The sequence below is a fragment of the Mesorhizobium sp. WSM4844 genome (assembly GCF_055811775.1).
Window position 1 is genome coordinate 1 of sequence record NZ_JBVVQB010000144.1, and the last position, 1,408, is coordinate 1,408.

At 61.9% G+C, this 1,408-nt stretch carries 2 protein-coding genes; one reads left to right on the top strand and one right to left on the bottom strand.

The features are described from left to right. Positions 1 to 216 precede the first annotated feature (216 nt). Positions 217 to 1,092, top strand: coding sequence for a DMT family transporter (locus AC0L2A_RS36145; RefSeq protein WP_473612953.1), 876 nt, complete (start codon positions 217 to 219; stop codon positions 1,090 to 1,092). Between the two features lie 50 nt (positions 1,093 to 1,142). On the opposite strand, the gene AC0L2A_RS36150 is transcribed toward AC0L2A_RS36145, so the two are convergent. Then, positions 1,143 to 1,408 (bottom strand): YhjD/YihY/BrkB family envelope integrity protein (locus AC0L2A_RS36150; protein WP_473612954.1); only part of this gene is annotated, 266 nt, incomplete at its 5' end.

Genomic DNA, 1,408 nt, shown 5'->3' on the forward strand with positions numbered 1-1,408 from the left:
GTGGGGGAGATGTCCGGCAGGACAGAGGGGGGCGCTGTCCCTCCGCTATCAAAGGTTCTGCACCGCAGCAGCGTTTTTGATCCTCCCTGACCCAGAGCGCATCCTTCAATTCGGATGAGCCTATGGATCAACCGTTTGGTTTTGCTAGCCGGGTTGAACCGCATTACAGCGGTCCCGTACAAAACCCCTCACCGAGCACGCGGCAGCCTTTCAAAAATGCACAGCATCAAGCGGTTCATCCCCGCCTCCTTTGTCGTCCTGTGGGCGACCGGCTTCATCGGCGCGCGTTATGCCATGCCGTGGGCCGAGCCTTTCACCTTCCTGGCCGCTCGTTTCGTGCTGGCCGCCGTGCTGTTGGCCGCCTTGATGGCAGCACTCGGCTCCAGGCGAGCGACGCGCAAGGAGGCGTTTCACGCGACCGGCGCCGGCATCCTGATGCATGGCGTCTATCTCGGCGGCGTGTTCTGGGCCATCCACAGGGGCATGCCGGCCGGGTTATCGGCCTTGATCGTCGGGCTGCAGCCGCTGATCACCGCAGTGATGGCCGGCCGATTTCTCGGCGAGGCGATCCTGCCGCGCCATTGGGTCGGCCTCATTGTCGGACTTGCCGGCGTGGTCATCGTGCTTTGGCCGAAGCTCGGAACGCTCGGCGGCGGCGTGACGGCCGAGACGCTGGCCGCCTCGCTTGTCTCGGTGCTTGGCATGAGCGCCGGCACGATCTGGCAGAAGCGCTTCGCCTCCGGCGGCGATCTCGTGGCGGCCACCACTTGGCAATATGTCGGCGGTGCATCGGTGATGGCTTTGGCCTCGCTCGCTTTCGAGACGCGAACCGTCATCGTCAATGGCGAGTTGATCTTCGCCATGGCATGGCTGGTGCTGGTGCTGTCGATCGGCGCCATCTTCCTGTTGATGGTAATGATCCGCGACGGCGAGATGTCGAAAGTCGCTTCGCTGTTCTATCTGGTCCCGGCCGTCACCGCGGTCATCGCCTGGCTGTTGTTCGGCGAACAGTTGAACCTGGTCCAGATCGTCGGCATGGCGATCGCGACGTTCGGCGTCGGGCTGGCAACCGCTCGGCCAACCAAAGCATGATCCCAAAAAGTGGGAACCGGTTTCGGAAAAGATCATGCTCAAAACAAGAATCAGCCAACTCGCGCGCGTGCCTCCAGATAGCGGCTGATCGCGGCATTGAGTTCACCGCCGAGAATGAAGATCGCCGAGACCATATAGAGGAAGACGACCGCGACCATGATCGAGGCAAGGCCGGCATAGGTCGTCACATAGGACGAGAAACGGTCTAGATAGGCGGCGAAGATGGTCGACCCGATTAGCCAGGCAATCAGCGTGAAGATGATGCCCGGTATGATCGAGACGAAGCGGCGCTTGCCCGCAGGCAGCCAGTAATGCA

Bases quoted from the DNA above. Each gene is read 5' to 3' on its own strand.
- AC0L2A_RS36145 (WP_473612953.1), top strand. From the start codon at position 217: ATGCACAGCATCAAGCGGTTCATCCCCGCCTCCTTTGTCGTCCTGTGG.